Origin of the sequence: Bacillus cereus, assembly GCF_025917685.1 — a bacterium.
Taxonomy (GTDB): Bacteria; Bacillota; Bacilli; order Bacillales; family Bacillaceae_G; genus Bacillus_A; species Bacillus_A cereus_AT.
Genome location: NZ_CP089518.1, coordinates 4,628,338 through 4,652,592, shown reverse-complemented (window position 1 = coordinate 4,652,592; position 24,255 = coordinate 4,628,338). Strand labels below are relative to the sequence as shown.

The window sequence follows — 24,255 nt, the reverse complement described above, 5'->3', positions numbered from 1 at the left end:
TTAAACTTTCGCAAAGTAAACACAGTATTCTAGTATGAATTATATTTACGAAAGTTCGATGTTCTTTATTGAGAACAAGTATATGCTTATGAATTTTACATTTCAAGAAACTTTGTGACAAAAAATGTTGAGAAACGTTATTTTATGACAGATTATTTTGGTTGTAATTTATGTGGAAAATAGCGTGAAAAACAGGGAGAAACTAATAAAATAAATATTGAGCAACAATGAAAGGCGAGAAATAGTAAGAGGAAATGAAGCGTTTGCAATGAATATTCGTCAAAATTCGATATTTTATATGGTAAATATGAATATTTTAAGCCAAATTTAAGAAAAATACGTATATTTTTAAAAAAATAACAAGGATATTTCAGTTTTTCGCAGAAATGATAAAGAGTAAAAAATTTCTGTCATCTTAGTGAGGTGAACATATTGGATGTAATAAATTGTGAAGAAGTGAAACGAGATGAGTTTCATACAGAAAAGTACTATGACAGTTATAACATCTTTGGGGCACATATTGTGACGGAAGATGGCATGCGAGGTGTACGATTCACAGTATGGGCTCCTCATGCGAAAGCAATGAGTGTTGTTGGAGATTTTAATGAATGGGATTATGAGCAACATAAGATGCTACAAGTGACAGAAGATGGGATTTGGTCCTTGTTTGTACCGCATATTGCAGAGAATGAGATATACAAGTATGCGATTGAAACGATGGACGGTGCCGTTATTTTAAAAGCAGATCCTTACGCAGTATATGCAGAAGTAAGACCAAATACGGCATCTGTAGTTTTTGATATAGAGGGATATGAATGGAATGATAAAAACTGGATTCGTAAGAGAAAGAAAAAATCGATTTATAAAGAAGCGATGACAGTTTATGAATTACATTTCGGTTCTTGGAAAAAGAAAGAAGATGGCGCTCTGTATTCTTACAGAGAAATGGCCGAGGAGCTTATTCCTTATGTGGTGGAACATCAATTTACACATATTGAAATTATGCCGCTTGTTGAGCATCCATATGATCGTTCTTGGGGATATCAAGGAACAGGATATTATGCAGCGACAAGTAGATTCGGCACGCCACATGATTTGATGTATTTTGTCGATGAATGTCATAAATATGGAATCGGTGTCATTTTAGATTGGGTGCCGGGGCATTTTTGTAAAGATGCTCACGGTTTATATTTGTTTGATGGGACACCGACTTATGAATATAAAGATATAGATGTACAAGAAAACCTGGTATGGGGAACTGTTAATTTTGATTTAGGGAAGAGAGAAGTACGTAATTTCTTAATTTCAAATGCATTATTTTGGATGAGGTATTTCCATATTGATGGTTTCAGGGTAGATGCAGTTGCGAATATGCTGTACTGGAATAAAGAAGGAAAAGAGCAAAGCAATGAATACGCTGTTTCTTTCTTACGAGAGTTAAATGAAGCTGTGTTTGCAGAAGATGAAGAATTTCTTATGACAGCAGAAGATTCAACAGCTTGGCCGCTTGTAACAGCTCCAACATACGAGGGTGGACTTGGATTCAATTATAAATGGAATATGGGTTGGATGAATGACGTGCTGAAATATATGGAATGTGCACCAGAGTACCGGAAATACATTCATGAGAAAATGACATTCTCTTTATTATATGCTCACTCTGAAAACTTCATATTGCCGCTTTCTCATGATGAAGTCGTTCATGGGAAAAAGTCGTTATTAAATAAAATGCCGGGAGATTACTGGGATAAGTTTGCTCAGCTTCGTTTATTATATGGATATTTCTTTACTCATCCAGGTAAAAAATTACTCTTTATGGGTGGAGAATTTGGCCAATTTGATGAGTGGAAAGATCTTGAAGATTTAGATTGGAATTTACATGATTTTGAAATGCATCGTAATATGCATGATTACTTTAAAGAGCTCATAGCATTGTATAAGCGCTCAAAACCACTTTGGCAGTTAGATCACTCGCCTGAAGGATTTCAGTGGATTGATGCTAATAATAAAGAGCAAAGTATTTTCTCGTTTATCCGCCAAGGGGATAAGCAGGAAGATGCGTTAGTTGTCGTATGTAATTTTACGAAAGCTACATATGAAAACTATAAAGTAGGTGTACCAGATTTCGAGTATTATAACGAGATTTTAAACAGTGATGCTGAGCAATATGGCGGATCGGGGCAAGTGAATAAGAAACGTCTCAAGACGATTCTAGAGCCATATCATAATCAAGCAGCACATGTAGAAATTACAATTCCACCATTTGGCGTATCCATATTACGACCAGTGAAGACGAGAAAGGGGAGCAAAAAACAAGATGGCTCAAAAACAAAAGTGCGTAGCAATGTTACTAGCAGGGGGAAAAGGTAGTCGTTTAAGTGCATTAACAAAAAATTTAGCTAAGCCAGCTGTTCCATTTGGTGGTAAATATCGCATTATTGATTTTACGTTAAGTAACTGCGCAAACTCCGGTATTGAAACGGTGGGGATTTTAACACAATATCAACCACTCGAACTTCATAATTATATCGGAATCGGCAATGCTTGGGATTTAGACCGAGTAAACGGTGGAGTCACAGTATTACCTCCTTATGCGGAGTCTTCAGGTGTGAAGTGGTACACAGGTACGGCAAGTGCCATTTATCAAAACTTAAACTATTTAAGTCAGTATGAACCAGAGTATGTCCTTATTTTATCAGGAGATCATATTTATAAAATGGATTACAGTAAAATGCTAGATTACCATGTTGAAAAAGAAGCGGACGTTTCAATTTCTGTTATTGAAGTGCCTTGGGATGAAGCGAGTCGCTTTGGCATTATGAATACAAATGAAGAGATGGAGATTGTTGAGTTTGAAGAGAAACCGCAATTTCCAAGAAGTAATCTTGCATCAATGGGAATCTATATTTTTAACTGGGCAATTTTGAAAGAGTATTTAGAAATGGATGCAAGAAATCCTGAATCTAGTAATGATTTCGGAAAAGATGTACTTCCGCTTTTATTAGATGAAGGGAAAAAGTTGATGGCGTATCCGTTTGAAGGATATTGGAAAGATGTTGGAACGGTGAAAAGCTTATGGGAAGCGAATATGGATTTACTTCGTGATGAAACATCGTTGAACTTGAACGATCGTAATTGGCGCATTTATTCTGTGAATCCAAATGAGCCACCTCAATATATTGCAGAACAGGCAAAAGTAGAAGAATCGCTTATTAATGAAGGATGCATCATTGAAGGGGACGTGAAGCATTCTGTGTTATTCCAAGGAGTAACGGTGGAAGAAGGTAGTATGGTTATTGATTCCGTCGTTATGCCAGGGGCAAAGATTGGAAAAAATGTTGTGATTGAAAGAGCGATCGTTGGATCGGAAATGGTTATTGAAGATGGAACAATCATTCGTCCAGAAAAAAATGTTGACGATGTAGTATTAATTGCTGAAGGGAAATAGAAAAGGGGGATGAAATGAATGGGAGAAAAAATGTTAGGAATTATTAATGCAACGGGAAGTTTTCCTTCCTTAAAGAAAGTAACAGGGCATCGTTCATTAGCGGCGTTACCGTTTGGGGGCCGTTACCGACTCATTGATTTCATGCTTTCAAATATGGTGAATTCTAATATTCATAGCGTAGCGGTTTTTACAAGTCATAAAAATCGTTCTTTAATGGATCATGTAGGTTCAGGGAAACAGTGGGATTTAGATAGAAAACGAGACGGACTGTTTTTATTCCCACCAAATTGCCAATGTGACCAAGATGAGTTTGGGTCTTTTGCACATTTTAGAAGGCATATTGATTATTTTCTAAGAAGCAGAGAAGAATACGTTGTTATTACGAATAGCCATCTCGTAACGGCATTAAATTTTCAAGCAGTGTTAGAGCGACATATACATACGTCAGCTGATATTACCGAGGTTTGTCATGAAGGCATTTCGCTTCAAACATATGTGTTAAAGAAACAATTATTGTTAGATTTATTTGAGACATATAAAGATGTGGAGCAATACAGTTTATTTGATGTAGTGAGAGAAAAGCGCGGAAAATCACTACATATCGCTACGTACGAGCATACAGGATATGTAGCTATTATTGATTCGATTGAAAGTTACTATAAACATAGCTTAGAAATTTTGCAACCTTCTATTTGGAAGCAATTATTTAAGAAAGAAGCACCAATCTTTACGAAAGTAAAAGATGAGCCACCAACTCGTTACATGAAGGGTGCAGTAGTGAAAAATACGATGATTGCAAACGGCAGTATTATTGAAGGTGAAGTGGAAAATAGTGTTGTCTCCCGTTCTGTTAAAATTGGAAAGGGTTCAATTGTTCGTAATAGTATTATTATGCAAAAGAGCCAAATTGGAGATAATTGTATAATAGACGGTGTTATTATTGATAAAGATGTGAAACTTGGCGATGGCGTAGTGTTAAAAGGAAGTGCTGATGAGCCATATGTTGTAGAAAAAGGAAGCGTACAAAACAGTACGATTAATAGTTATTCTTAAAATCAGTGGAGGGATACCCTCCACTGATTAAAGTTTTAATTTAAACGAAAACTCGAAGGGAGGAAGCTGCAAGAGGAGTAATAAAAACTTTTCGTGCAGTGGGACAACAAGTGAATATTTTATTTGCAGTATCAGAATGTGTACCGTTTGTGAAATCGGGAGGTCTAGCTGATGTAGCAGGAGCGCTCCCAAAAGAATTAAAAAAATTAGGAGTAAATGTTCGCATTATACTTCCGAACTACAGTCTTATCCCGAAAGAGCTAAGAGAAGGATGTACGCTACATAAAGTAATTAACGTCCCTCTTGGATGGAGAAACCAATATTGCGGGATTTTAAAAGGTGAGCAGGATGGGATTACGTATTACTTAATAGATAATGAATATTATTTTAAGAGAGATTCTCTATATGGTCATTATGATGATGGGGAGCGTTTTTCTTATTTTTCAAAAGCAGTTTTAGAGTGTATTCCGCATCTTGATTTCGAAGTAGATGTTCTTCATAGCCATGATTGGCATACAGCTATGGTTAATTTCTTGCTTCGTGAAAAGTATCAAGATAACCCGTTATATGAGCATATTAAAACGGTATATACGATTCATAACTTGCAGTTCCAAGGTGTATTTCCTCCTGAAGTGATGTACGACTTACTGGAGCTTGGTCATGAATATTTTCATAGTGAACAGCTTGAGTTTTATGGAAACGTGAACTTTATGAAAGGCGGTATTATCGCATCTGACCAAATTACAGCGGTTAGCCCGACATATAAAGAAGAGATTCAATATGAGTTTTTCGGTGAGAAGTTAGATGGATTGTTACGAAAGAATAACGATAAGCTTAGTGGCATTGTAAATGGAATTGATACGAGCGTATATAATCCAGAAACAGATTCGTATATTACTGCTCAGTATAGTGCAGAGTCATTAGATGGAAAGAATGAAAATAAACGTGCATTGCAGCGTTATTTTGGTTTGCCAGAAAAAGAAGATACGCCAGTTATTTCGATGGTAACACGATTAACGAAGCAAAAGGGGCTTGATCTAGTACGTACTGTATTCCGCGAAATAATGGAAGAAGATGTACAATGTATTATTTTAGGGTCAGGCGATTCTGAATACGAGCAGTTCTTTGAATGGATGGCATACGAATATCCAGAAAAGGTAAAAGTATATATCGGATTTAATGAAGAGTTAGCGCACCAAGTATATGCGGGAAGCGATTTGTTTTTAATGCCATCGCTGTTTGAACCGTGTGGCCTTGGACAACTTATTGCACTAGCATATGGCACGATTCCAATTGTAAGAGAAACAGGTGGATTAAATGATACTGTACATTCTTATGATGAAGAAACTGGAATTGGAAATGGCTTTAGCTTTACGAACTTTAATGCACATGACATGTTACATACGGTTCTTCGTGCAATTGAGTTTTATCAAGATAAACCGGTATGGGATAGGCTTGTAAAGCAAGCGATGACTGAAGATTATAGCTGGGGGAAATCGGCTCTTGCGTACAAGAAATTGTATAAAAGTCTCATGGAATAACATTGAGGTGGTGAATAAATGTTTACTCATGTTGAAAGCTTCAAATCCGCTTTTCTAGAAAAATTAGAAACGATGTATGGGAAAAGTTTCAAAGATTCTACAACTCGTGATCAGTATAATACGCTCGGTCATATGGTACGTGAGTATATGAATAGTCAATGGATTGCAACGAATGAAAGTTATCGGTCTGGAGACCAAAAGCAAATGTATTACTTATCCATTGAATTTTTACTTGGGCGTTTGCTTGGAAGTAACATATTAAACTTAGGTATCAGGGATGTATGTGAAAAGGGGCTTTCTGAACTTGGGATTTCTTTGCACGAGTTAGAAGAGGTTGAAGCAGATGCAGGACTTGGAAATGGTGGACTTGGACGATTAGCAGCCTGTTTTCTCGACTCGCTTGCTTCTTTAAACTTACCAGGACATGGCTGTGGTATTCGTTATAAGCATGGCCTGTTTGATCAAAAAATTGTTGATGGCTATCAAGTAGAATTTCCAGAACAGTGGCTTCTTCATGAAAATGTTTGGGAAGTAAGAAGGTATGATCAAGCTGTAGAAGTAAGTTATTTTGGAAACGTTGAACCGCTAGAAATTGATGGACGTTTAGAGTTCAGGCATACAAATGCAGAAGTTATTATGGCAGTACCATACGACGTACCAGTTGTAGGGTATGAAACAAGTACTGTAAATACGCTTAGACTTTGGAATGCGGAGCCAGTTCCTTTCCCGCAAAATTGTAAAGATATTTTGAAATATAAGCGTGAAACAGAGGCTGTATCGGAGTTTTTATATCCAGATGATACGCATGATGAGGGGAAAATACTTCGTTTGAAACAACAGTATTTCCTCGTATCAGCAAGTTTGCAAAATATCGTTCGTATGCATAAGGAGAGACACGGTAGTCTTCGTCAGTTACATGAAAAAATCGCGATTCATATAAACGATACACATCCGGTTCTAGCAATTCCAGAACTTATGCGTATTTTATTAGACGAAGAAAAATTGACATGGGAAGAAGCTTGGCACATAACAACGCAGACGATTTCCTATACGAATCATACGACGTTATCAGAAGCGCTTGAGAAATGGCCAATTCACATTTTTAAACCGTTATTACCGAGAATTTATATGATTATTGAAGAAATTAATGAACGTTTCTGTCATGAGCTTTGGGACCGTTATCCGTACGATTGGAAGCGTATTGAGGACATGGCCATTATTGCGCATGACCTTGTGAAAATGGCTCATTTAGCGATTGTTGGTAGCCATAGCGTTAATGGTGTAGCGAAAATCCATACAGAAATTTTAAAGCAGCGTGAAATGCGATTGTTCTATGAATTTTATCCAGATAAGTTTAATAATAAAACGAATGGAATTGCTCATAGGCGCTGGCTAATGAAGGCGAATCCGCAACTGACGGATCTTATTTCGGAAGCGATTGGAACAGAGTGGAAGAAGGAACCGATTAAGCTTCAAGCGCTGCAAACATTTCAACACGATGCTAGTTTCCAAGAAAAGCTTGCAGGGGTAAAACAAGAGCGTAAGATTATTTTAGCGGAGCGCATTCATAATAAAATGGGGATCATGATTGATCCAAATTCTATTTTTGATGTGCAAGTGAAAAGACTACATGCCTATAAACGACAATTATTAAATGTTCTTCATATTTTATACTTGTATAACCGTTTAAAAGAGGATACTAGTTTTTCATTTTACCCACGTACTTTTATTTTTGGAGCGAAAGCATCACCTGGCTATTATTATGCGAAAAAAATTATTAAATTAATAAATGAGCTTGCAAAAAAAGTAAATAACGATCCGTACGTAAGTCAGTTTATGAAAGTTATCTTTCTAGAAAACTACCGAGTTTCTTTAGCTGAAGATATATTCCCGGCGGCAGATGTAAGTGAACAAATTTCAACTGCGAGTAAAGAAGCATCGGGAACAGGTAACATGAAATTCATGATGAATGGTGCAATCACACTCGGAACGTTAGATGGAGCTAATATTGAAATAAAAGACCGGGTCGGTGATGATGCCTGCTTTATTTTTGGCTTAACGGCAGATGAGGTTCTTCATTATTATCAAAATGGTGGATATCGTGCAAGTGATTATTATCACCATAATATGCACATTAAAAAAGTAGTAGATCAGTTAACGAATGGTTTCTTTGCACAGTCGGGAGCTGAATTTGAAGCGATTTATGATTCTCTCGTTATTCAAAACGATGAATACTTCGTTCTTCGAGATTTTAGCCCATATGCTGAAAGACAAGAAGCTGTCGGTAGGGCCTATGAAAATAGGCGGAAATGGCTGGAAATGTCAATTTTGAACATTGCACAATCTGGGCATTTTGCGAGTGATCGAACAATTTTGCAGTACAGTAATGAAATTTGGGGAATTGGTAATACTGTTAAACTGTTTTAGATAAAAGCCTCTTTTGAAGGGGCCTTTATTTATTCACTTTTAAAACAGGAATATGATTGCTTAGAAAAATAAAACGAGCTTAATGAGATTAAGCTCGTTTTACTTATTTTGCTTAAGAAAGAAATGGGATAGCGGTATATATTATACCCGTTCCATCATATTCTCCTGTCGCAAAGTATGAAAATGTAAAGAAACCTGTAACCGTAAAAAGTGCAATAAGAAAAAGTGCAAAGATAAATTTTAACATGTAAGGTCCCCTCATCCAAAAGTAATTTCATATATTATTATAGTATGAGGATATTTAATTTCCAATTGTTTACTGGTTAAAAATGAGAAGTCAGACATGTTTTGTATGTTGTAATGGAATGATTATTTATAATGGATTTTGTATTTTTCGTAAATGTCATGTTGTGATGAACGTGTGCATATTCCCAATCACGATCATTAAAATTTATGTTTCGGGGAGGGAGAAGTGGAACGACATCGAATAAGTTGACGAAACGAAAGCTACTAGCTACTTGCAGTTTATAATAATTTCGAAAGGTGATATCTCCAACTTTTGGAGAGGCAAATGTATAAAGACCGTACTGTGAGAAGGCAGTATTTATACGTGCATCTAGTATGTGTAATGTAGCGAGTGCCCCTCCTAAGCTATGACCTGTTGCAAGAAGTTTTTTATGGGCTGGTAATGATACGAGCATATCCATAATAGAATCTCGGCAAGATTCATAAATGGAAAGGAAGCCGTTATGGACATTTCCACTATTTAAAGCGTATGGGTATGGTCTTTGGTTGACGAGTGAATCGATAATCCAGTCTGTATCTGTTTGTGTACCCCTAAAAGCTACAATAATTGTATCTTCAGATTCTAATATGAATCCAAACCATTCCATTGTTTGAATCACTTTTCCTTGAAAGCCTTGTACATATTGGAATCCATCAGGTATTTCAAAAATCCCATTTTGTTTATATTGTTCATACGTTAGATCGCAGCAAGATGCTAACAGTATGGCAGTATCTTTATCAAAGGATAAAGGAGTACGCATCAAGAAAGCCCTCCTTAAGAAAAGGTATAGTTCAATATATGCAGTGAGGGACTTGATTCATTCTTTTTGAAAAAAGGCTTGAACCTACAGTTACGTGAGGGAGTATGATTTTTGTAAACATATTGTTAGGAGGAGTGTAGGATGAGCAAAAAGAAAGGTTATTCAATTGGTGAGTTTTCAAAGAGAACAGGCACATCAATACGGACACTACAATATTACGATGAAATTGGATTGCTTAAACCTGAAAAAAATATGAGTTCAGGACACCGTGTATATAAAGATAGAGATATATTAGCATTCCAAAAAATAGTGAGTCTTAAAGTATTAGGATATAGTTTAGAAGAAATTCGTGTCATGCTCAATGTGAAAAATTTGAATATAAGTTTAAAAGAAACATTGCAAAACCAAAGAGAAGCTTTTGAAGAAAAGAAAAAACAAATTGAAGTTTCGATAAAAGCGATTGAAAGAACGATAATATGTCTTGAAGAAGAAGAGCAGGTAGATAGTAGCATATTAATGAGTCTAATTAACAGTATCCAAAAAGAAAACGAACAACGCTTATGGCTGGAAGAATATATACCGAAGGAACTGGTTGATGGATTATATAATAAGCCTGAAGAAGAGATGGTAGCGCTAGATAAAGAGTTTGTGCGCTTATCAAAAGAAGTAAAAAGGCTATTTGGAAAACATGTTGATGATCCAGAAGTACAAACGCTTGTCGATCAGCATATGAAGGCAACCCTTAAGTATGTCGGAGAAGAAACGATGTATTCTTTAAGTGAAGAAGTAGATGATATAGAAGAACAATATAATAAGATGATGCCCTCTCCTTATACAGAGGAAGAAGAGTTATGGCTTAATGAAGCAATGGAATGTTATATGGTTAAAAATGGTTTGTATAGTCCACCTAAATAAAAAAGCCGATTTCTATCTCAAGGAATCGACTTTTTTAGTTCATTAAGTAAGAGGTTTGAAAAAATAGCCTGTATATATTTGAACAATGAATAACTTACCTATTTTCTTGTGTTTGTTTGCATCATATACAGAAAATTAGGGGAAATGTAACATGTTATTTATCTGTTTGTTTTTGCTTCTTTTTCAAATACTCCGCACGCAATTTTTCAAGTTGCTGCTTTTTATCAAATTTGGCAGGCGTCTGTTTTTCATGAAACTTTGCCACAGCTACCTGACTTTTGTAATCCAATTGATATTTTCCCACTTTGTTCACCTACTTTTCTTGTCTTTAAAGAGAATCTATTCAACAAATATAATATACCTTATTTTACTGAAGTAAACCTTATTAATTTATTTGTTGCAAAGTCTTTTTACTACTTTTTAAAAAAATCTACATCCCCAATATTTTTTTCAAAAAAATCCCCCGTGTTATTAATTTTTCTACTTATATCTATCTTGATCCAAATATTACCTTATCAAACTACCCTGCCCCGTTAGTTTAAGGCAGATTTCATCTAAATAATGCGGGGTGAACCAAAATGGAGAAAAAACGAGGACAGTATTATGTCTGGAGATATTATCTAATCTCATGGACTGATGATTCGGAAAATTTATTTCGGAATTCTTCACCTAGTATGCGTAACTTCTCAACCAACGTGTTGTTGTTTGTAGACGAAAATTAAAACACCCTTTCATGCAGTACTATGAAAGGGTGCTTTAATTTTATTCATTCTCTTAAGTTGATGGCTATGGCCCTAGAAGGACACTATTTATTCTTTCCCATCTAAAAGGCGACCAAGTCCGCCTAAAACGCTGCCTTCACCGCTACTTTGAGCTGCTGGGCTTGTAAGGCGTGCTGCTAAGCGACTAAGTGTTAAAGACTGAATCCAAACAGTTCCAGGACCTTCTAATGTTGCGAAGAATAAACCTTCACCGCCAAATAGAGCTGTTTTTACTTTTCCAACGAATTCAACATCATAGTTAACGTCTTTTGTCATTGCAACGAGACAACCTGTATCAATGCGAAGTTTTTCACCAGGTTTCAATTCACGTTTATATACTGTTCCACCTGCGTGCATGAAAGCAAGTCCGTCACCTTCAAGTTTCTGCATGATGAAACCTTCACCACCGAAGAAACCAGTTCCAATTTTCTTTGTAAACTCGATTCCGATAGAAACACCTTTTGCAGCACAAAGAAAGGCGTCTTTTTGACAAACGACTTTTCCTTGATACTCTGTTAAATCAACAGGAATAATTTTTCCTGGATACGGAGCGGCGAATGATACGTGGCGTTTGCCATGACCTGTATTTGTGAATACAGTCATAAACATGCTTTCACCTGTAACGAGACGTTTACCAGCGCCCATTAATTTTCCAAATAAGCCGCCAGATGGTCCTGAACCATCGCCGAAGATTGTTTCCATTTCAATATGATCTTCCATCATCATCATTGCGCCAGCTTCAGCAATAACACTTTCTTCTGGGTCCAATTCAATTTCAACGAACTGCATATCATCGCCATATAATTTATATTCGATTTCATGTGCCTTCATTTTCTTCACCTCAATGTAATAGATAATCATTATTGTACAGAATTTAACGAGATTAGAAAACTGTAGTTTTGTTAATTTTCAAATAAAAGTAAAATAGAATAGGAATTTATGGTTATACTAGGATTATAAAAAACGCTGGAGTGAAAGTGTTCTCATTTGACGTTTTGGATTGAGCGTGATATAGTGAAGTCACTATTGAGCTACATAATGTGGTACGGAAATAAAGCACGTTGAATTAAAGGCTGTAAGCTTGTTATACATTCATGTCCTTTATATCCACCTTTTCATGTGGATTCATAGTTTCATTTTTATTTAGGAGGTACATGACATGCAAACAGGTAAAGTTAAATGGTTTAACGGCGAAAAAGGTTTCGGTTTCATCGAAGTTGAAGGCGGAGAAGACGTATTCGTACATTTCTCAGCTATTCAAGGCGAAGGATTCAAAACTTTAGAAGAAGGTCAAGAAGTTTCTTTCGAAATCGTTGAAGGCAACCGCGGACCACAAGCAGCTAACGTTACAAAAAACTAATTAGCTAATGATAAAAAGCATTCCGAATTTCGGAATGCTTTTTTTATTCTTTGGAGCTAGATTCATTTGAAGATAATTCACCTTTAAAAGTACGTTCTTCAAAGTCATCAAGCATTTGCTCATATTCTTCATGTTCCTCTGTAGCGAAAACTTGTGGGTTTTTACCATACATATCCGTACCAATAAAGTTTTCAAAATCCTCAACGAAGCCTACATTCTCTTCACTATTTACGTACATACCATTATAGTTTTTGGAATCCTGTCTTTCTAAATCAGATGGAGTTTCAGACGTTCCGTAATTTGCGACGTCTTGCCATGCATCTTCAGCATCGTACTCTACAGAATGATCTTCGTCGTGCTTATGAAACGAAGGAGCCAACACCTCTTCTTCAACTGGTCGCGTGTTCATATCCAATTTATTTGTAGTGTGCTGTATACACGTTGTAGCAGTCGGCATCGCTTCTAATCTTTCGAACGGAATTTCCTCACCAGACACTTCGCAAATACCGTACGTACCAGCCTCAATTTTTTGTAGGGCATGTTTCGTATCTTCTAGTTGTTTATGCCAAAATTCGATGAGCCCGAAATCTTTCTCACGTTCGTACAATTCTGTAGCCATATCACCTGGATGGTTGTCATAGCTAGACAATTCTCCCACTGAATCACGTTCAGAAGCACGATCTGTATTCTCATGAGTTTGTATTGTTTGTTCAACTTCTTGCTGTTGTTTTTCTAAAATAGATTTAAATTGATTTATTTGTTGTGGAGTTAACATAGTCGTCCACCTTCCTACAATTCAGTTTCTTTACATAGTATGAGCGTTGAGAGTAGGAATTATGAGCTGAAATTGGTATATGAAAAAGGAGCCGCGTCAGCAGCTCCTTTCTAAAGGAAATATCCAAGTAATAATCCGATTCCCATTAGGAGACCGAAAATTGTATTTGTTTTTGCTGTTGCAATCATAGCAGGTACCATTTCCATTGGAATGCTTTTGCCGATAAAGCCTTTCGTCGCTTTAAATGCTTTCGGTGCACTTAAAAATACGATAAGCATCCATGGTGATACGATGCCCACGATAATTAAAGCAATTGTCCAAATATAGGAAACGATGAACATAGAAGCAAGTACACCAACGGCTCTTTCACGTCCAACGAGAATTGCTAACGTTTTACGACCGTTTTCTTTATCGCCATCCAAGTCACGAATGTTATTAGCTAGTAAAATGGCACCAATTAAAATGGAGCTAGGAATAGATAGTAAAATGACTTCTGATGTTACAGTTCCAGTTTGAATAAAGAATGAAATCCCAATAATAATGACACCCATAAATAATCCGGCTGTTAATTCTCCAAATGGTGTATATGCAATTGGAAGTGGGCCACCTGTATAAAGGTAAGCAACGGCCATACAAACAAGACCGATTGCAGCAAGCCACCAGCTAGAATTCATACAAATATAAACGCCTAATAGTATTGCGATGCCGAAAAATCCAAATGCTAAGTTAAGTACTGTTTTAGGCTGAATGCCATCGCGAACGATAGCGCCGCCGATACCAACTGAACCTTCGTGATCGAGTCCTCTTTTATAATCAAAGTATTCATTAAACATGTTTGTTGCTGCTTGAATGAGAAGACAAGCAAGAAGCATTATAAGGAAAAGAGGGAGATGTATTTGATTTATACCTCCGACCTGCATCGCATACGCTGTTCCGATGAAAACAGGAACGAAAGCTGCTGTTAATGTATGGGGACGTAATAAACTCCACCAAATGCGCCAGCCTGTTTGTTTACTTGGCTTTGGCGCCGTAGGAGAGGAATTCGTTTCGACGTTCATTTCCATGTTGAATCCTCCTTAGGTCACATATTGTACACAATTAAGTGTAGAAAAAGCATCATTTAGTGTCAACGTTTATTTTCTAGGAAGAGAAGGTGAATTTCTCAGAAATGCTAAACGTTGACAGGCCTTTCGTTTGAGGTGTATCTTAAAATCAAGCGTAATTATGACTATTTTTCGCCCATAGGGGGGAGACAATTGTGATTCAAACGAAACAAAAAGGCTTACAAGAAGTTTTTGTTGCAGCCATTAAGCGTGCGACTGATGAAAAAATATTAGTTAGTTTTGCAAAACAAATAGAATGGATGGATCCACTTCTGTTTTATGCAGCAGGAAAAAGGATTGCATTCGAAAATAGATGTTATTTTGCAGACCCAGCTCAGCATGTAATATTTGCTGGAATTGGCTCTGTTTTCACTATAGCAAACTCTTCTCACAAACGCTTTCAAACTGCTGGTGACGAGTGGGATAAAGTAAAAGAGAAAGCATTTGTACAAAGAGAAGGATACGAATTTGGAACAGGCCCTCTTTTATTTGGTGGATTTTCATTTGACCAAGAAAAAGAAAAAACAGATCTTTGGAAAGAATTTGAGGATACCACATTTTCACTACCAGCATTTTTATTAACTGTAAAAAATGAAAAAGCGTGGTTAACCATTAATAAGTTCGTTTCAGCTGAAGATTGTGCAGAAACTCTTTCTAACGAAATTATTTCTTTAGAAGAGAGAATTTTACAAGAGAGTAAATGTGCACTAGAAGGAGACAAACTAACAACTACTTCGAAAGTAGAAGTTGATCCGAAGGGCTGGATGAATGCGATTGGAAAAGTGCAGGATGAAATGAAGCAAGGGAACGTGCAGAAGGTTGTATTAGCAAGGGAGCTAAAATTGACGATGGATCAGCATATTGATTCCGCTCTTGTTTTAGAAGCGCTTCGCATTGGGCAACCGGATTGTTACGTATTTTCTTTTGATTATAAAGGAGCATGCTTCTTAGGGGCGACACCTGAGCGATTGATTCGAAAAGAAGGCGAGAAGTTTACATCGATGTGCCTTGCGGGTTCAATTGGTCATGGTAATTCTATAGAAGAAAGTAAACAAAATGGTGAGACGCTTCTTCATGATGAAAAGAATTTGGCTGAACACGGTTATGTAGTTAATATGATTCGAGGTGTGCTAAGTGAGCATTGTGAATCTGTTAATATTCCGGAAAGCCCAGGCTTATTAACAACGAAAAACTTAATCCATTTATATACACCAGTAGAAGCGAAAGGTGATACAAGTCTTTTAGCGATGGTAGAAGAATTGCATCCAACGCCAGCTCTTGGTGGTACACCTCGTCATGAGGCATTGAAATTGATCCGTGATGTAGAGCTTTTGGATAGAGGATTGTATGGTGCACCAATTGGCTTTATAGATGATGAAGGAAATGGTGAATTTGCGGTTGCACTTCGCTGCGGATTATTAAATGGCGAGAAAGCATCCTTATTTGCCGGCTGCGGTATCGTAATTGATTCAGTAGCGCAGCTTGAATATGAAGAAACAAGTTTGAAGTTTAGACCGATGCTTGGTGCTTTGGAGGAATTAATGAAATGAACAATCATATAGAAGCATTATCATATTATTTAGGCGCGTTCGTGGATGAACTGACGCGTCTAAATGTATGTGATGTTGTCATTAGTCCTGGCTCACGGTCAACGCCGATTGCCTTACTAATGGAACAACATGAAGGAATGAAAACATATTTACATGTAGACGAAAGATCAGCAGGATTTTTTGCGCTTGGTATTGCAAAAGCAAAAAAACGACCTGTTGCACTATTATGTACGTCAGGAACGGCAGCGGCGAACTATTATCCAGCTGTATGTGAAGCTTTTCATTCAAGAGTGCCGCTTATCGTCTTAACGGCAGATAGACCGCATGAATTAAGAGATGTTGGTGCACCACAAGCGATGAATCAATTCAATTTATACGGTACATTTGTGAAGCAATTTACAGAGATGGCACTTCCAGAAGCGAGTGAAGCGATGTATCATTATGCCCGCATGACGACGCAGCGCACGATAGCAAGTGCACTTCTAGCGCCGCAAGGACCTGTTCATCTTAATTTTCCAGTTCGTGAGCCGCTTATTCCAGATTTCTCATTAGAAAGTTTATGGGATAAAGGACGCGGGGAATATACAGGAGTAGTTCAGCAAGGGAACGTGATGATGCCGAGTGAATATGTAGATTCTCTTGTAGGGCGCCTTTCACATATGGAAAAGGGGCTTATTATTTGTGGAGATGATAGTCATTCGGAAATCGCAGCGTTTGCGGCAGAACTAGCTGAAAAAACGGGATATCCAATATTAGCGGATCCACTTTCTAATATTCGTAGCGGACACCACGATAAAGCGATGGTAATCGACTGTTACGATACATTTTTACGAAATGAATTGTTAAAAGAAACGTGGAAGCCAGAAGTTATGATTCGCTTTGGTGGTATGCCTGTTTCGAAAGCATTAACACAGTTCATTAAAAAACAGACGAAAGCCGTTCATATCGTTGTTGAAGAATCTGGCCAATGGAGAGACCCAGCTCTCGTTGCGACAGAAGTTGTACAGGCAAGTGATATTGCATTTTGCAGGGCACTAATAGAAAAAATACCAGCTATGAAAAAGAATGATTGGTTCGGAATGTGGCAACATATAAACGAAAAAACGAAGGAAACGCTTCGTGAAATGGAAACATATGAAACTGCATTTGAAGGGAAAGTTATTACGGATATCGTCCACGTATTACCAGAAGGGGCAACATTATTTGCGAGTAATAGTATGCCAATTCGTGATACAGATTCATTCTTCTTCACATCGGATAAAAATATTCAAGTGATGGCAAACCGTGGTGTAAACGGGATTGATGGAATCATTTCAACAGCTTTAGGAGCGAGTATTATTTGCGATCCGCTCGTATTAGTTATTGGTGATTTATCATTTTATCACGATTTAAACGGATTATTAGCTGCAAAATTACATGAATTAAATATAACGATTGTCGTTGTAAACAATGATGGTGGCGGTATTTTCTCATTCTTACCACAATATGAGAAAAAGGAACATTTCGAATCATTATTTGGAACGCCAATTGGACTTGATTACGAGCATGTTGTCAAAATGTACGGCGGTTCATTTAGCCGTGTAAATGGTTGGGAGCAATTCCGAGAAGAGGTACAAAAGGGAACAACGACGGCAGGTTTACACGTTGTAGAAATTTGTACGAACCGTGATGAAAACTTAACATTACACCGTACATTATGGGCAAAAACGCAGGACGTTATCACTACATCTTTGCAAGGTGAATCAAAATGAACGTAACGCTGCAAGGTGTATCGTATGAATATGAAGTAGTCGGAAGCGGGGAACCACTTCTACTTCTTCATGGTTTTACGGGAAGCATGGAAACGTGGCGATCTTTTATTCCTTCTTGGAGTGAGCAGTTTCAAGTCATTCTAGTAGACATTGTTGGACACGGGAAAACGGAAAGTCCTGAAGATGTGACGCATTATGATATTCAAAATGTGGCACTGCAAATGAAGGAACTACTGAATCATCTTCATATTGAAAAAGCGCACATACTTGGCTATTCAATGGGCGGTAGGCTGGCGATTACGATGGCATGCCTATATCCAGAGTATGTACATTCTCTTTTATTAGAAAATTGTACAGCTGGGCTCAAAAGTGAAGATGAGCGGGAAGAACGTTGTGAAAAAGATGAGCGACTAGCTCATAAAATTGAGCGAGAAGGCATTAAAAGCTTTGTATCAATGTGGGAAAATATTCTGCTGTTTGAAACGCAAAAAAGTTTAGCAAAAAACGTACAAGAAGCAGTGCGAAAAGAACGACTTGCTAATAAGCCAAAAGGGCTTGCAAATAGCTTACGCGGCATGGGAACAGGGACTCAGCCTTCATGGTGGAACGAGCTGCAAAACTTAAAAATGCCTGTTCTTTTAATAAATGGAGAGCATGATAAAAAGTTCTTTTGCATATTAAAAAACATTGAAAAATGCATCCCTCATGCGAAATTTGTCAAAATTGATGGCGCTGGTCATGCAATTCATGTGGAACAACCGGAAAAGTTTGATACAATAGTAAAGGGATTTCTAAAAACTATGCAGTGATGCTTTTTTCATCTAAGAAGGAAGTTGCACTTATAGAGGAGATCAGAAATATACAAGGAGGTAATAGTAATGGCTATTGAATGGGTAACAGAAGGCGATTACGAAGATATTATTTATTCAACATACAATGGTATCGCAAAGATTTCGATTAACCGCCCTGAAGTACATAACGCATTCCGTCCAAAAACGGTAATGGAGTTAATCAATGCTTTTGCACACGCTCGTGATGATGCAAATGTTGGCGTTATCATTTTAACAGGTGAAGGTGGACGTGCATTCTGTTCTGGCGGCGACCAAAAAGTTCGCGGTCATGGTGGATATGTAGGTGATGACCAAATCCCTCGTTTAAACGTATTAGACTTACAACGTCTAATTCGCGCAATTCCTAAACCAGTTATCGCAATGGTAGCAGGTTATGCAATCGGTGGTGGACACGTACTTCATATCGTATGTGACTTAACAATCGCTGCAGACAACGCTGTATTCGGACAAACAGGTCCTAAAGTAGGAAGCTTTGACGGTGGATACGGAGCTGGTTACTTAGCTCGTATGGTAGGTCACAAGAAAGCTCGCGAAATTTGGTACCTATGCCGTCAATACAATGCACAGGAAGCGCTTGACATGGGCTTAGTAAACACAGTAGTACCATTAGAAGAACTTGAAGCAGAAACAGTACAATGGGCACAAGAAATTTTAGCAAACAGCCCAATGGCACTTCGTTTCCTAAAAGCTGCATTCAACGCAGACACAGACGGTCTAGCTGGTATTCAACAACTAGCTGGAGACGCAACGTTATTGTACTACACAACTGACGAAGCAAAAGAAGGCCGCGACGCGTTCAAAGAAAAACGCAGTCCCGACTTCGGTCAATTCCCTCGTTTCCCTTGATCAAAAGCGGAAGCGGCTTGCTTAGAACAAGAGGGCGTTGGAACTCCTGACGTAGAGGCGCAGTTAGATGAGATCAAACCGGAAACAAAACAACTAAGAGACTTGATGTCATATCAAGTCTCTTTCTTTCATGAAAGGAGAATGAATGATGGAGACGATGCCTAATTGGTTAATGCAACGTGCATTTTTAACACCTGATCGTACTGCAATTGAAATTGAAGAGGAGAAGGTTACTTTCGTGCAGCTGCATGAAAAAGTAGTATCTGTTTGTGAACAGCTTTCACACGTTGGAGTGAAGCAGGGGCAAAAGGTGGCTGTTCTGATGAAAAATGGTATGGAGATGATTTCAGTTATTCACGCCCTATCTTACGTAGGTGCAGTAGCTGTGCTTTTAAATACGCGTCTTTCAAGAGAAGAGCTACTTTGGCAAATGGATGATGCTGAAGTTGTTTGTTTAGTGACGGATCAAGATTTTGAGGCTAAGGGTGTTCCTGTCTATTCGTTCACTGAAGTGATGAATGGGCCAAAGGCAGAAGCCTCTATACAAGAAGAATTCTCTTTAGAAGAAGCGATGACAATTATTTATACGTCTGGGACGACAGGGAAACCGAAAGGCGTTATTTTAACGTACGGCAATCACTGGGCAAGTGCAGTCGGTTCTTCGCTTAACTTAGGGCTTCGCGATGATGATTGTTGGTTAGCTTGTATGCCGATGTTCCACGTTGGCGGGCTATCTCTTTTAATGAAAAATATTATGTACGGAATGCGCATTTTACTCGTTCCGAAATATGATGCCGATTTTATTCATAAAGCACTTCAAACGAGAGGCGTAACGATTATTTCAGTCGTATCAAAAATGTTAACTGATTTATTAGAGAGACTTGGAGAAGGAACATATCCATCTTCTTTACGATGCATGTTACTTGGCGGAGGACCAGCGCCGAAACCGTTATTAGAAACGTGTGTAGATAAAGGAATCCCTGTGTATCAAACGTACGGTATGACAGAAACATCATCACAAATTTGTACGTTATCCGCAGATTACATGTTAACGAAAGTAGGATCAGCTGGAAAACCACTATTTCAATGTCAACTTCGTATTGAAAAAGATGGCGTCATAGTGCCGCCGTTTGGGGAAGGCGAAATCGTAGTAAAAGGACCAAACGTAACAGGCGGTTACTTTAACCGTGAAGATGCGACGCGCGAAACAATTCAAAACGGATGGCTTCATACTGGTGACCTCGGTTATTTAGATGAAGAAGCATTTTTATACGTATTAGATCGCCGCAGTGATTTAATTATTTCTGGCGGAGAGAATATATATCCGGCTCAAATTGAAGAAGTGTTGCTCTCTCATCCGGCGGTAGCAGAGGCTGGTGTTGTCGGTATGAAGGACAAACGTTGGGGGCAAGTACCAGCTGCTTTTGTTGTGAAAAGTGGAGAGGTAACAGAAGAAGAAATTCTTCATTTTTGCGAGGAGAAATTAGCGAAATATAAAGTACCGAAGAAAGCGTGCTTCTTAGAGGAATTACCACGAAATGCTTCGAAAAAATTGTTAAGACGAGAGTTAAGACAATTAGTGGAGGAGATGTAAGTGGAGATAAAAAAAGCGACACTTCATATAACGGAAATGCCACTCGTAATCCCGTTTGCTGCGAGCTACGGGACTTACGAAAAGCGTGAGAGTATCGTCATTGAATTAGAAGATACAGACGGGCACATTGGATTTGGCGAAGTCGTTGCATTCTCTGAGCCATGGTATACGGAAGAAACAGTGAAGACAGCGCTGCATGTGCTACAGGATTTTTTAATACCGGATTTATTAAAGGTGGAGATTTCTCATCCGAATGAAATACCTGGTTTGTTCCAGCATATAAAGAGAAACCGAATGGCAAAGGCCGGAATTGAAGGTGCTGTTTGGGATTTATATGCGAAGCGACAAAAGAAGTCATTAGCGACATTGCTTGGTGGAACGAAGTCTGAAATTGAGGTCGGCGTTGTAATCGGGATCAATACGATTCCGGTTATGCTAAAACAAATCGAGAAGTATGCGGAAGAAGGATACGAGCGTTTTAAAGTGAAAATAAAGCCAGATCATGATTACGAATTACTGAAAGAAATTCGCAAAGAGTTTCCGAACATCCCATTAATGGCTGATGCGAATTCAGCTTATACATTAGCGGATACAGAGAAATTGAAACGATTAGATGAATTTCAATTAATGATGATTGAGCAACCGTTAGCGGATTACGATTTTCTTGATCATGCACAACTACAAAAGAAAATTGAGACACCGATTTGTTTAGACGAAAGCATCCATAGTTTAGAAGACGCGCGTGTTGCGATTACACTTGGCAGTTGCCAAATCGTTAACATTAAACCAGGGCGAGTGGGCGGATTAACAGAATCCATTCAAATTCATGATTACTGCATGGAGCATAATATACCCGTGTGGTGCGGCGGTATGGTAGAGATGGGGATTTCACGAGCGCAAAATGTTGCTCTCGCCTCATTGCCGAACTTTACGATTCCTGGCGATATATCTGCCTCTAGTAGACATTGGGAGAACGATATTATTTCACCGGAAGTGATGCTTGAAGGCGGGAAAGTAATGGTTCCGCAAAGCGTTGATGCTGAGTATGAGGTGGATCGCGGGAGACTAGCAGAAATCACGAAACAGCGGATTGTTTTGGAGCGGTAGGCTGAGTCTTTAAAATAGCGGGCGAATTTCGTCGTTGATTGTCGGTAAGTCGATATATTTCAATAATCGCTGATATAATTCGAGTTACGGTCGATATAATTGAGAAATCGCCGATATAATTCAAGTTGCGGTCGATATATTTAGAAAATCGCCGATATAATTTTATTTACCAAGGTTACTCTAACGGGTAACCTTTTCGTATTGTACAAATTGGATAGACTAGTTTACAATCGATCGTATAAAAAGGGGGAGTAAAATGAAGCGCATTTCAATTTTAATAGTGGATGATGAGGCAGAAATTGCTGATTTAATTGAGATACATTTAGAAAAAGAAGGGTACCACGTTGTGAAGGCAGCGGATGGGGAAGAGGCCGTTCATATTATTGAAACGCAGCCAATCGACTTAGTGGTTTTAGATATTATGATGCCAAAAATGGATGGGTATGAAGTGACGCGTCAAATTCGCGTGAAGCATCATATGCCAATCATTTTTTTAAGCGCGAAAACATCTGATTTTGATAAGGTGACAGGTCTTGTATTAGGTGCAGATGATTATATGACGAAACCTTTTACACCGATTGAATTAGTCGCACGTGTAAATGCACAATTACGCCGATTTCTTACGTTAAATCAGCCGAAAGTAGCAGAGAATAAATCTGCTTTAGAGGTAGGGGGAGTCGTTATTGATCCTGAGCGAAGAACAGTGAACGTGTATGGAGAGCAAATTGAGTTAACACCGAAAGAGTTTGATATTTTATATTTATTAGCGAGTCATCCGAAGAAAGTGTACAATGTGGAAAATATTTTTCAGCAAGTATGGGCAGATGATTATTATGAAAGCGGAAATACAGTTATGGTACATATTCGCACATTGCGGAAAAAACTTGGGGAAGATAAAAGAAAGGATAAGTTAATAAAAACAGTGTGGGGAGTAGGGTATACTTTCAATGGCTAAAAAGATGAGAAGTTTTCGCTCGAAGATGGTTATGCTATTTTCGTTAAGTATGATATTAGCTGCTGGCATAACGTATTTCATTTATGAAGGATTAAGGATTTATTATAAATTAGTCGTTCGCTATGAGGATCCGTTAGCTCAATTTCGTTCCATGGTAAGACAAATTGGAGATGTTAATTTCTTTTTAATTATTTTCATCCCTCTGTCCATTATGTTTTTCTTCTTTCTTACTAGGCCTTATGTAAAATATTTTGATGAGATTTCAAATGGAATTCATCATTTGGCGAACGGCGATTTTACAAATCAAGTGCGCGTTTCATCAAATGATGAGTTTGGATATATCGCAAGCGAAATGAATGTAGCGAGTGAGAAATTAAAGGAAGCAATGGAGCGAGGAGACTTCGCGGAAAGTAGTAAGGACCAGCTTATTGTTAACTTAGCTCACGATTTAAGAACGCCGTTAACATCCGTTTTAGGTTATTTAGATTTAATTCTTAAAGATGAGAATTTGACGAAGGAACAAATTAAACATTTTTCCACAATTGCTTTTACGAAATCCGAAAGACTGGAAAGTTTGATTGATGAATTATTTGAAATTACGAGAATGAATTATGGGATGTTGCAGCTTGAAAAAAGACCAATTGATATAAGTGAATTGATCATACAGTTAGATGAGGAGTTGTATCCGTTATTAGAAAAAAAGGATTTGGAGGCGAGATTGAATATGGATCCTCATTTACCTATTAACGGTGACGGGAAATTATTAGCTCGAGTATTTGAAAATCTTTTAACGAATGCGATTCGCTATGGGTATGATGGAAAGTTTGTTGATGTGAACGGATATATTGAGAGTGAAGAGGTAGTTGTACAAGTTATTAATTACGGAGATAGCATTCCAGAAGAAGATTTACCGTATCTTTTTGATATGTTTTATACAGGTGATAAGGCAAGATCAGAGCAGCAAGGTGGTACAGGCCTTGGGCTATTTATTGCGAAAAATATTGTTGAACAGCATGATGGGAAGATTTCGGCTGAAAGTAATGTAGTTAGAACAATATTTGAAGTGCGATTGCCAAAAGACGAGAATGTAACAATTTAATAAAAATTTAAACTTTACCCCACTTTTTATTTTAATAGTTTTTTCTATTCTATACGTAAGTTACGTTGAGGAG

The 24,255-nt window shown here is 37.8% G+C and carries 21 protein-coding genes; 15 read left to right on the top strand and 6 right to left on the bottom strand.

The window, feature by feature from the left end; translation table 11 throughout:
• Positions 1-432: 432 nt before the first annotated feature.
• The 5 genes from glgB (at position 433) to glgP (ending at position 8,469) form a co-directional block, all read left to right on the top strand.
• The gene (gene glgB / locus LUS72_RS24220; RefSeq protein WP_264448376.1) at positions 433-2,370 is read left to right on the top strand and encodes a 1,4-alpha-glucan branching protein GlgB; all 1,938 of its coding nucleotides are present in this window, start codon (positions 433-435) and stop codon (positions 2,368-2,370) included.
• Positions 2,318-3,448: a glucose-1-phosphate adenylyltransferase gene (gene glgC, locus LUS72_RS24215; protein ID WP_050000918.1), complete on the top strand. Its 1,131-nt coding sequence runs from the start codon at positions 2,318-2,320 to the stop codon at positions 3,446-3,448. Before glgB ends, glgC begins: the two co-directional genes overlap by 53 nt.
• An 18-nt stretch (positions 3,449-3,466) precedes the next feature.
• Positions 3,467-4,501, top strand: a complete 1,035-nt coding sequence (gene glgD, locus LUS72_RS24210; RefSeq protein ID WP_097829511.1) for a glucose-1-phosphate adenylyltransferase subunit GlgD — start codon at positions 3,467-3,469, stop codon at positions 4,499-4,501.
• A 110-nt stretch (positions 4,502-4,611) separates the two neighbouring features.
• On the top strand, positions 4,612-6,042 hold the full coding sequence (gene glgA, locus LUS72_RS24205; RefSeq protein ID WP_097829626.1) for a glycogen synthase GlgA: 1,431 nt from the start codon (positions 4,612-4,614) through the stop codon (positions 6,040-6,042).
• 18 nt (positions 6,043-6,060) lie between these two features.
• Positions 6,061-8,469 (top strand): glycogen phosphorylase, encoded by a 2,409-nt coding sequence (gene glgP, locus LUS72_RS24200; RefSeq protein WP_264448375.1) that lies wholly within the window; start codon positions 6,061-6,063, stop codon positions 8,467-8,469.
• A gap of 112 nt (positions 8,470-8,581) precedes the next feature.
• Here the strand turns inward: glgP and LUS72_RS24195 are convergent, their stop codons facing one another.
• On the bottom strand, positions 8,582-8,716 hold the full coding sequence (locus tag LUS72_RS24195) for a hypothetical protein (protein WP_097829513.1): 135 nt from the start codon (positions 8,714-8,716) through the stop codon (positions 8,582-8,584).
• Positions 8,717-8,792: 76 nt separating this feature from the next.
• Positions 8,793-9,515 (bottom strand): lipase family protein, encoded by a 723-nt coding sequence (locus tag LUS72_RS24190; protein WP_097829514.1) that lies wholly within the window; start codon positions 9,513-9,515, stop codon positions 8,793-8,795.
• Between the two features lie 141 nt (positions 9,516-9,656).
• Between LUS72_RS24190 and LUS72_RS24185 the strand changes: the two genes are divergently transcribed.
• Positions 9,657-10,430: a MerR family transcriptional regulator gene (locus LUS72_RS24185; RefSeq protein ID WP_098361807.1), complete on the top strand. Its 774-nt coding sequence runs from the start codon at positions 9,657-9,659 to the stop codon at positions 10,428-10,430.
• 154 nt (positions 10,431-10,584) lie between these two features.
• On the opposite strand, the gene LUS72_RS24180 is transcribed toward LUS72_RS24185, so the two are convergent.
• Both LUS72_RS24180 and LUS72_RS24175 read right to left on the bottom strand, forming a co-directional pair.
• Positions 10,585-10,734, bottom strand: a complete 150-nt coding sequence (locus LUS72_RS24180; RefSeq protein WP_000521653.1) for a hypothetical protein — start codon at positions 10,732-10,734, stop codon at positions 10,585-10,587.
• A 505-nt stretch (positions 10,735-11,239) separates the two neighbouring features.
• The gene (locus LUS72_RS24175) at positions 11,240-12,022 is read right to left on the bottom strand and encodes a TIGR00266 family protein (RefSeq protein WP_071770416.1); all 783 of its coding nucleotides are present in this window, start codon (positions 12,020-12,022) and stop codon (positions 11,240-11,242) included.
• Positions 12,023-12,350: 328 nt separating this feature from the next.
• Between LUS72_RS24175 and cspD the strand changes: the two genes are divergently transcribed.
• Complete coding sequence (gene cspD / locus LUS72_RS24170; RefSeq protein ID WP_001193053.1) at positions 12,351-12,551, top strand: cold-shock protein CspD; 201 nt, start codon at positions 12,351-12,353, stop codon at positions 12,549-12,551.
• 43 nt (positions 12,552-12,594) lie between these two features.
• Here the strand turns inward: cspD and LUS72_RS24165 are convergent, their stop codons facing one another.
• Both LUS72_RS24165 and LUS72_RS24160 read right to left on the bottom strand, forming a co-directional pair.
• Entirely contained in the window at positions 12,595-13,326 is a 732-nt protein-coding gene (locus tag LUS72_RS24165; protein WP_000957359.1) for a yteA family sporulation protein, read from the bottom strand.
• A 110-nt stretch (positions 13,327-13,436) separates the two neighbouring features.
• On the bottom strand, positions 13,437-14,390 hold the full coding sequence (locus LUS72_RS24160; RefSeq protein WP_000425740.1) for a 1,4-dihydroxy-2-naphthoate polyprenyltransferase: 954 nt from the start codon (positions 14,388-14,390) through the stop codon (positions 13,437-13,439).
• A gap of 194 nt (positions 14,391-14,584) precedes the next feature.
• Between LUS72_RS24160 and LUS72_RS24155 the strand changes: the two genes are divergently transcribed.
• The 8 genes from LUS72_RS24155 to LUS72_RS24120 all read left to right on the top strand — a co-directional run bounded on the left by LUS72_RS24155 (position 14,585) and on the right by LUS72_RS24120 (position 24,182).
• Complete coding sequence (locus tag LUS72_RS24155) at positions 14,585-15,979, top strand: isochorismate synthase (RefSeq protein WP_097829516.1); 1,395 nt, start codon at positions 14,585-14,587, stop codon at positions 15,977-15,979.
• Complete coding sequence (gene menD, locus LUS72_RS24150) at positions 15,976-17,730, top strand: 2-succinyl-5-enolpyruvyl-6-hydroxy-3-cyclohexene-1-carboxylic-acid synthase (protein WP_097829517.1); 1,755 nt, start codon at positions 15,976-15,978, stop codon at positions 17,728-17,730. The genes LUS72_RS24155 and menD overlap by 4 nt, the downstream gene beginning before the upstream one ends.
• A complete protein-coding gene (menH, locus tag LUS72_RS24145; protein ID WP_264448374.1) occupies positions 17,727-18,539 on the top strand; it encodes a 2-succinyl-6-hydroxy-2,4-cyclohexadiene-1-carboxylate synthase in 813 nt (270 codons plus the stop codon). The genes menD and menH overlap by 4 nt, the downstream gene beginning before the upstream one ends.
• A 69-nt stretch (positions 18,540-18,608) precedes the next feature.
• A complete protein-coding gene (gene menB / locus LUS72_RS24140) occupies positions 18,609-19,427 on the top strand; it encodes a 1,4-dihydroxy-2-naphthoyl-CoA synthase (protein ID WP_097829519.1) in 819 nt (272 codons plus the stop codon).
• A gap of 148 nt (positions 19,428-19,575) precedes the next feature.
• Positions 19,576-21,021, top strand: a complete 1,446-nt coding sequence (locus LUS72_RS24135; RefSeq protein ID WP_264448373.1) for an o-succinylbenzoate--CoA ligase — start codon at positions 19,576-19,578, stop codon at positions 21,019-21,021.
• On the top strand, positions 21,022-22,128 hold the full coding sequence (gene menC / locus LUS72_RS24130; protein ID WP_097829521.1) for an o-succinylbenzoate synthase: 1,107 nt from the start codon (positions 21,022-21,024) through the stop codon (positions 22,126-22,128). It abuts the gene before it with no gap.
• Between the two features lie 256 nt (positions 22,129-22,384).
• Positions 22,385-23,083, top strand: coding sequence for a response regulator transcription factor (locus LUS72_RS24125; RefSeq protein ID WP_097829522.1), 699 nt, complete (start codon positions 22,385-22,387; stop codon positions 23,081-23,083).
• Positions 23,076-24,182: a sensor histidine kinase gene (locus LUS72_RS24120; RefSeq protein ID WP_264448372.1), complete on the top strand. Its 1,107-nt coding sequence runs from the start codon at positions 23,076-23,078 to the stop codon at positions 24,180-24,182. The genes LUS72_RS24125 and LUS72_RS24120 overlap by 8 nt, the downstream gene beginning before the upstream one ends.
• The last annotated feature ends 73 nt before the right edge of the window (positions 24,183-24,255 follow it).

Coding starts and splice junctions, on each gene's coding strand:
- glgC (WP_050000918.1), top strand. CDS start 2,318: ATGGCTCAAAAACAAAAGTGCGTAGCAATGTTACTAGCAGGGGGAAAA.
- glgD (WP_097829511.1), top strand. CDS start 3,467: ATGGGAGAAAAAATGTTAGGAATTATTAATGCAACGGGAAGTTTTCCT.
- glgP (WP_264448375.1), top strand. CDS start 6,061: ATGTTTACTCATGTTGAAAGCTTCAAATCCGCTTTTCTAGAAAAATTA.
- LUS72_RS24195 (WP_097829513.1), bottom strand. CDS start 8,716: ATGTTAAAATTTATCTTTGCACTTTTTCTTATTGCACTTTTTACGGTT.
- LUS72_RS24190 (WP_097829514.1), bottom strand. CDS start 9,515: ATGCGTACTCCTTTATCCTTTGATAAAGATACTGCCATACTGTTAGCA.
- LUS72_RS24185 (WP_098361807.1), top strand. CDS start 9,657: ATGAGCAAAAAGAAAGGTTATTCAATTGGTGAGTTTTCAAAGAGAACA.
- LUS72_RS24175 (WP_071770416.1), bottom strand. CDS start 12,022: ATGAAGGCACATGAAATCGAATATAAATTATATGGCGATGATATGCAG.
- cspD (WP_001193053.1), top strand. CDS start 12,351: ATGCAAACAGGTAAAGTTAAATGGTTTAACGGCGAAAAAGGTTTCGGT.
- LUS72_RS24165 (WP_000957359.1), bottom strand. CDS start 13,326: ATGTTAACTCCACAACAAATAAATCAATTTAAATCTATTTTAGAAAAA.
- LUS72_RS24160 (WP_000425740.1), bottom strand. CDS start 14,390: ATGGAAATGAACGTCGAAACGAATTCCTCTCCTACGGCGCCAAAGCCA.
- menD (WP_097829517.1), top strand. CDS start 15,976: ATGAACAATCATATAGAAGCATTATCATATTATTTAGGCGCGTTCGTG.
- menH (WP_264448374.1), top strand. CDS start 17,727: ATGAACGTAACGCTGCAAGGTGTATCGTATGAATATGAAGTAGTCGGA.
- menB (WP_097829519.1), top strand. CDS start 18,609: ATGGCTATTGAATGGGTAACAGAAGGCGATTACGAAGATATTATTTAT.
- LUS72_RS24135 (WP_264448373.1), top strand. CDS start 19,576: ATGGAGACGATGCCTAATTGGTTAATGCAACGTGCATTTTTAACACCT.
- LUS72_RS24125 (WP_097829522.1), top strand. CDS start 22,385: ATGAAGCGCATTTCAATTTTAATAGTGGATGATGAGGCAGAAATTGCT.
- LUS72_RS24120 (WP_264448372.1), top strand. CDS start 23,076: ATGGCTAAAAAGATGAGAAGTTTTCGCTCGAAGATGGTTATGCTATTT.